Genomic DNA, 6,828 nt, shown 5'->3' on the forward strand with positions numbered 1-6,828 from the left:
CACACCTGACTGTGAATCTAGACCTACTGTAGCTATGATAAGACCCACAAACATGGAAACGAATCCACCGATCATGTTCTTTTTAGACATAGATGCTGTCATAGATAGAGCCGCAACCATTAGCAGAAAGTATTCAGCCGGTCCGAATCTCAAAGCAAACCTTGAAACAGGAGTAGCTATAAAAGTCATCATTACTGCTGCGATAACTCCACCTATAAGTGATGCCACTGCTGACATAGCAAGAGCTGCTTCTGCACGGCCGTTCTGAGCCATGGGATAACCGTCAAATGTAGCTGCTAGCGCCGCTCCATCTCCAGGTGTGTTGATAAGGATCGAACTTCTTGATCCTCCAAACATTGCTCCGTAATATATTCCACACATTGTGATAAGAGCCGCTGTAGGTCCCATTGTAAAAGTAAGTGGCAGAAGAACCGCAACTCCTGTGGCAGGTCCCAATCCCGGAAGCATTCCAACTATGGTTCCTAAAACTCCACCTATTGTTACCCAAAGTATATTCATCGGTGTTCCTGCTACAGCAAAACCGTGTAATAAATTTTGTAAAATTTCCATCATTTTAACAATTCACCTCCTAAAGTACAATCAAACCGCTATATATCTAAAATAGGAATTTTAGGAAGCGGTATAGCTAAAAGATTTGAAAAAATCAGATAAACTACTACACTAAAAACAACCGATACAATTACACATGTTTTCCATTTCTTCTTTCCGTTTAAGGCAAACATAACAATACCTATAAATAATATTGTCGATATCACATAACCAAGATGTTCGAAAACTGCTGCGTAACCTATTCCTGCTGCTGCAGTCAATTTGATCAGCTTGTTTGTCTTATTTTCCACTTCTTGTTTTTCAGGAGTAATCTTTTTTATTGTTCCTGCTGCTACCTCTGCCTGCCATATTTTATACTCTTTCAAAGTGTATAGCACTCCCAAAACAGTAAGACCGATTCCAAGAACCAAAGGGAAAATTTTCGGAGCCATCGGATTTCCTATTGCAGCTTTTGGCATTACAATTGCAGCTATGGTGTACAGTAATCCAAATACTGTAAAAGCCATTGTAGTTTTAACTTTGATATTCAATCTCTTCACCTCACATTTCTAAAATTTAAAAATTAAATAAAGCCGAAATTTCATTTCATCTTCATAATTTAACTCAATCTGTTACCTTGAAATCAAAAGATATTTTAGATATTCAAAATAAATTTCATAAAGCTTTCTTCACAGATTTATAAGAAATCCTCGCCAAGATAGCAACCTGAGTTCAGTTATAAATCTTTGAAAATTTATTTACCAGTTTTATGTTGATGTATTAATCTTGGCGGCACCCTAGAGCGCCGCCTTAAAACTTATTTTTTCAACATACCTATATCGTCTAATATTTCTTTATACTCTTCATTTGTCTTATCTAAGAATGCTGCGAAATCAGCAGAATTTGCATAAGATTTGCTCCATCCATTCTTTTTAACAGCTTCATCCCACTCTGGAGTTTCAACCATTTTAGCAAGAGTTTCTTCCCAATACTTTAAAGCATATTCAGGCATATCAGGAGCTCCGAAAAGACCTCTCCAGTTATAGAAAACTGCGTCGATTCCTGATTCTTTACACGTAGGGATCTCAGCTATTGCTCCTTCTCCTACTCTTTCGTCTGCTGTCTGAGCAAGACCTACTAAGTCTCCACTCTCAAGTAGAGCTGATACATCCCCTAATCCTGTAGATAAAAGGTCTATATGTCCACCTAGAAGCTGTGCCGCTCCCTCATTGTTTTGGAAACTGATGTAATCGATCTTCTTTATATCTTTTACTCCTGCTGCTTTAGCGATCATTAGGAACTGGATATGATCCATACTTCCTGCAGAAGAGTTTCCACCAAATTTAACACTCTTAGGGTCTTTCTTTAGAGCATCCATAACTTCTGCTATTGATTTGTACTTAGAGTTTTTTGAAACTACAAATGCAGCATAGTCAGTGATAAGTCTAGCAATAGGTGTTACATCCTTATAGCTGTACTTAGATGTTCCGTTAAGGTTTATAAGAATAATAGGTGGCGAGTATACGCTGACAATCTTTTCGTCCCCTTTATTTTCTTGTAGGTAAGCAAGAGTAACTCCTCCTCCTCCTCCAGGTTTGTTTGTGATAGGCATAGGAACGTCAACTAATTTTGTATCTTTTAGTACTTTTGCAACTGTACGGATAGTAGTGTCCCATCCTCCACCTGCTCCACCTGGTGCGATAAAAGTCATAGGTTTTTCAGGATAAGCCGCCTCTTTGCTTCCATCAGTTCCTGCGTCTTTTTTTCCGCATCCTGTCAATACAAGTGCCATAATAGATAAGGCTGCGATAAACATTTTTGATAAGTTCTTAAATCGTTTGTTCATAAATCCCCTCCTAATTTTTTTTATCCTTAAAATTCACAAAATTATTTTTTCTGTGAAGTTTAAAGTTGTAAATTTTACTTACGCATTTAGAGTTTCTATTCTCCTTAATACTTTAGAAAATATCCACCCTAATGTCTTAGCGTGTTTTTGGTCATTTTTAGTTTTTACAGTGTCTTTTCAAAACATTTTTTTCATTATAAACACATTTCCTCTTGTTAGAAATACTATAGACCCTAAAAATTAAAATATTACACACGAGTTCTTAAAATTTTTTAAGAACTTCATTTTTAAAAAATTTATTTTCCCAATATCAACACATATATTTATGCAAACATTAATAATTATGGGTAGCTAAACAGCTCGTCCGTCTTCCTAAGACCAATAGGTGTTATATATTTTCTTAAATACTTTTTTTAATAAGTTAAACAAAAAATAAAATCATCGTCTTAGTATGAACAAAATATATTCAAGTTGCACTCATTGAACAATCATGTTATATTTTAAAAGGAATTTTTTCTACAGATTGTTTTTTTGTATAATGTTAATCAAGGAGGAAAAATACAAATGATAAAACCAAGAACAAATACCAGCGATAATATATATGATACTATTAAAGAAGAACTATTATCCGGTGAGCTTTCTTTCGGAGACAGGATAGTGGAGATAGATTATTCTAAAAAATTAAATGTAAGCCGAACACCATTACGGGAAGCAATAAAAAAATTAGAGATTGAAGGTATTGTAGAAAGGCTGGCAAACGGAAGGGTAAAAATAATAGATATCACCCCTGAAAGGATTAAAGAGATTTTTAAAATAAGAATTGCCCTGGAAAATATCCTTTTGGAATCTATTTCACAAAATCCAGAAGTCATATCTTTACTGGAGGAAAATATAATCCTCACAGAGCACTACATAAAACTAAAAAAGTGGAATGAAACTAAAAAGCTGTTCTTAGAATTTAATAAAATATTTTATCAAAAATCAGACCTGGAGTTTACAATAAAAATTTTAAAGCAATACGATTTCATATTGTCAAAGCTAAGACTAAGTTCACTCAATAATAAAGAAAGGGTAGTCTCAGCTTGCGAAGAACACGCACTTATAGTAAAGTATCTGAAAAGCAGCCAGTTAGAACTTGCCAAAGCTGTAAATACGACTCACCTATTATCATCTGAAAACTCTCTTCTGAACTCCATTGATTTAGTTTAATCCCCAATCTCCAAAAGACAGACTTTAATAATTAAATTTATAGATAGACCATACAGAAAAATAAAAGCATGTAAACTTTCATTAATATAAAGAAGAGTTTACATGTTTTTTATATCTTTCTGAATTTATAAACTTGTATAATCAAAATCCATATATCCAACCTTTTTACCATTTGTTTCAATATCTTTTGCATTCATTTTTTAAAAGTTATTGAAAAATGAATGATTAATAATTTGTAACACTCATTCATACTTTGCATCCTTCCAGAAACCACTTATAATTTTCTTCTTGAAATAACCTCCATTTTAAAATGTTTTTAATGAATTTTTGTATACAATTTTTGTTTGCGTCCAATTGAAAAGTTTATCTTATAATTTAAAACTAACAAACCATTTTAAAGGGCTTACAGCTGAAATACCCCTAATTTCAAAGGGTTATCTGTCTAGGAAGTTTTTTTTAGATCAATTTTAAAAGAAAAAAGAATTGACAAACCAGGCATTTTTGTACTATATTTATACTAAATTGCATACAATTATCACTATGTGTCTTATATTTTATATCAGGGAGGTTTTTTCAATGATCAAGCTTTATGATTCAGGGGTCTATGTAAAAAATAGATCTGAGATAGTACCTGCAGGTGCTGATTTAGGGATTTCTATGGAAGATGCTAAAAAAGGAACTATGGCTTACTCTATATTAGAGGCTCACAACACAACAGACGACATGAAAGATCTGACGTTAAAATTTGATGCCATGGCTTCCCATGACATTACTTTTGTCGGTATTATTCAGACTGCAAAGGCTAGCGGACTTAAAAAGTTCCCTCTTCCATATGTTCTTACTAACTGTCACAACAGTCTTTGTGCTGTAGGCGGAACAATAAACGAAGATGATCATATGTTCGGTCTTTCTGCTGCTAAAAAATATGGGGGAATATATGTTCCTGCCCATCAGGCTGTCATTCACTCATATATGAGAGAAAATTATGCAGGATGCGGAAAGATGATCCTTGGATCTGATTCTCATACTAGATACGGTGCCCTTGGTACTATGGCTATCGGTGAAGGCGGAGGAGAGCTTGTAAAACAGCTTCTTGAAAAAACTTATGATGTACCTTATCCAAAAGTAGTAGGTGTAAAATTAACTGGTAAGCCAAAATCCGGAATTGGTTCTCATGACGTGGCACTTGCAATCATCGGAAAAGTATTCAAAAACGGATACGTGAAAAACTCTGTAATGGAGTTCTTCGGAGAGGGAATCAAAAACCTCAACGTTGAATTCAGAAACGGTATCGACGTTATGACTACTGAGACTACTTGTCTTACTTCTATCTGGGAGACTGACGAACAAGTTGAGCATTTCCTGGAAATCCACAACCGTGAAGAGGACTACAGTGAACTAAAACCTGCTGACGTGGCATACTATGACGGAATGATCGAAGTTAATCTAGATGAAATAGAGTCTATGATAGCTCTTCCTGCTCACCCGTCAAATGTTTTCTCTATCAGAGAACTTTATGAAAATCTGGATGAAATTCTGACAGAGACTGAAGCTAACTGTAAAAAACTAGGAATGGATATAGATCTTAAATCTAAAGTTGTTAACGGAAAACTTAGAGCTGAGCAAGGTGTTATCGGCGGATGTTCTGGTGGAACTTTCGACAACATCGTAGGAGCTTTGGACGTACTGAAAGGACACGCTATTTCTGAGGAGTTTACTCTGAGCATCTATCCAGGAAGTCAGCCTGCATACATGAGATTCAACGAGATGGGACTGAATATAGAGGCTATGAAATCTGGTGCTATCATGAGAACTGCATTCTGCGGACCTTGTTTCGGGGCTGGAGACACTCCTGCAAACAATCAACTTAGTATCCGTCACAACACAAGAAACTTCCCGTCTAGAGAAGGGTCTAAACCTGGTCTAGGTCAGACTTCATCCGTTGCACTTATGGATGCTAAGAGTATCGCCGCTACTGCATTAAATGGTGGATTCATAACTGCAGCCACTGACCTTGATGTAGAATATACTGATACTACGACTACTTATAAATATGACGACACTCCATATAAAAACAAAGTACATAACTACGGTAAAACTCCTGTAGCACAGCCAGAAGTTGAATTAATCGAAGGACCAAACATCAAACCATGGCCTGAAATGCCTGAGTTAACTGAAAATATATTATTTAAAGTTACAGCTTTCATTGATGATCCTGTAACCACTACAGATGAGCTTATTCCTTCTGGAGAAACTTCATCGTTCAGATCTAACCCTTACGGACTGTCTGAATTTACTCTTTCAAGACGTGTTCCTGAATATGTAGGAAAATCAAAGGCTGTTCGTGAGTTTGAATATGCTAGAGAAAAAGGAGAAAATCCTTTTGAAAAGTTTGACGAGCTTAAGCCAGTTTATGAAAAAGTTAAAACATTAATAGACGTTGCACCTACTGAAATCGGAATTGGTTCCATGGTATACGCAAATAAACCTGGAGACGGTTCAGCTAGAGAGCAGGCAGCTTCTTGTCAGAAGGTCCTAGGTGGATGGGGTAACATCTGTCACGAATATGCTACTAAGAGATACAGATCAAATGTAATCAACTGGGGAATGCTTCCATTTACAATGGAGGAAGAGGCACCATTTGGTGACGATGCTTACTTGCTTGTAACTGATATCAGAAAAGCTCTTGAAGAAGGGATAGAAGATGTCACAGCTTATGTTTTAGGAGATGAGATCAAGAAATTTAACCTAAAATTAACAAATCTTACTCAAGATGAAAGACAGGTTCTTTTAGATGGGTGCCTAATCAACTATTACAGAAAAAACAACTAAAATTAATTTCAAAATTTGTAGGGTTTTCATAAGAAAATCCTACTTTTTTTATATTTAGTTGGAGTTAATTATTGAATTTCTACAGAAGTCTGTTACTTTTCTCTTGACAGAAAAGTAACCAAAAGGTCAAGAATTTTCAAATGTCTAGGAAGTATATTTTTCTTTTAACGCCTTTATGAGCTACAGTCCTCGGTTCCCTGCGGAACTTATTCTGTAGGACGGCTGAGTGCTGGTTATTTCCTGTAAAAGTTCTGCGACTTGAAATTCAAAATACAGAAAGAATAATATCAACTTAAATAAAAAGCATGCGCATGGTTATTCTTTAACTTATCGTGCTAAAAAGGTTTTGAATCTTTTGGCCATTGACAAAATAAGCGTTAAAAATGACCGAA

The 6,828-nt window shown here is 35.5% G+C and carries 5 protein-coding genes; 2 read left to right on the forward strand and 3 right to left on the reverse strand.

Annotation, left to right across the window (positions count from 1 at the left end; all coding sequences use genetic code 11):
* The 3 genes from ABZA26_RS04745 to ABZA26_RS04755 all read right to left on the reverse strand — a co-directional run.
* The coding region (locus ABZA26_RS04745; RefSeq protein WP_372713369.1) for a tripartite tricarboxylate transporter permease at positions 1-573 on the reverse strand (573 nt) is incomplete at its 3' end.
* Positions 574-608: 35 nt separating this feature from the next.
* Positions 609-1,100 carry a tripartite tricarboxylate transporter TctB family protein gene (locus tag ABZA26_RS04750; RefSeq protein WP_372713370.1) on the reverse strand — a complete coding sequence of 164 codons (492 nt, stop codon included), beginning with the start codon at positions 1,098-1,100 and terminating at the stop codon, positions 609-611.
* Positions 1,101-1,366: 266 nt separating this feature from the next.
* Positions 1,367-2,395: a tripartite tricarboxylate transporter substrate binding protein gene (locus ABZA26_RS04755; protein WP_372713371.1), complete on the reverse strand. Its 1,029-nt coding sequence runs from the start codon at positions 2,393-2,395 to the stop codon at positions 1,367-1,369.
* A gap of 564 nt (positions 2,396-2,959) precedes the next feature.
* Between ABZA26_RS04755 and ABZA26_RS04760 the strand changes: the two genes are divergently transcribed.
* Together ABZA26_RS04760 and ABZA26_RS04765 are read left to right on the forward strand one after the other, a co-directional pair.
* Complete coding sequence (locus tag ABZA26_RS04760; RefSeq protein ID WP_372713372.1) at positions 2,960-3,604, forward strand: GntR family transcriptional regulator; 645 nt, start codon at positions 2,960-2,962, stop codon at positions 3,602-3,604.
* Between the two features lie 576 nt (positions 3,605-4,180).
* The gene (locus tag ABZA26_RS04765) at positions 4,181-6,436 is read left to right on the forward strand and encodes a hydratase (protein WP_372713373.1); all 2,256 of its coding nucleotides are present in this window, start codon (positions 4,181-4,183) and stop codon (positions 6,434-6,436) included.
* The last annotated feature ends 392 nt before the right edge of the window (positions 6,437-6,828 follow it).

This window comes from Ilyobacter sp. (assembly GCF_041583315.1).
GTDB lineage: Bacteria > Fusobacteriota > Fusobacteriia > Fusobacteriales > Fusobacteriaceae > Ilyobacter.

Coding starts and splice junctions, on each gene's coding strand:
- ABZA26_RS04760 (WP_372713372.1), top strand. CDS start 2,960: ATGATAAAACCAAGAACAAATACCAGCGATAATATATATGATACTATT.
- ABZA26_RS04765 (WP_372713373.1), top strand. CDS start 4,181: ATGATCAAGCTTTATGATTCAGGGGTCTATGTAAAAAATAGATCTGAG.
- ABZA26_RS04755 (WP_372713371.1), bottom strand. CDS start 2,395: ATGAACAAACGATTTAAGAACTTATCAAAAATGTTTATCGCAGCCTTA.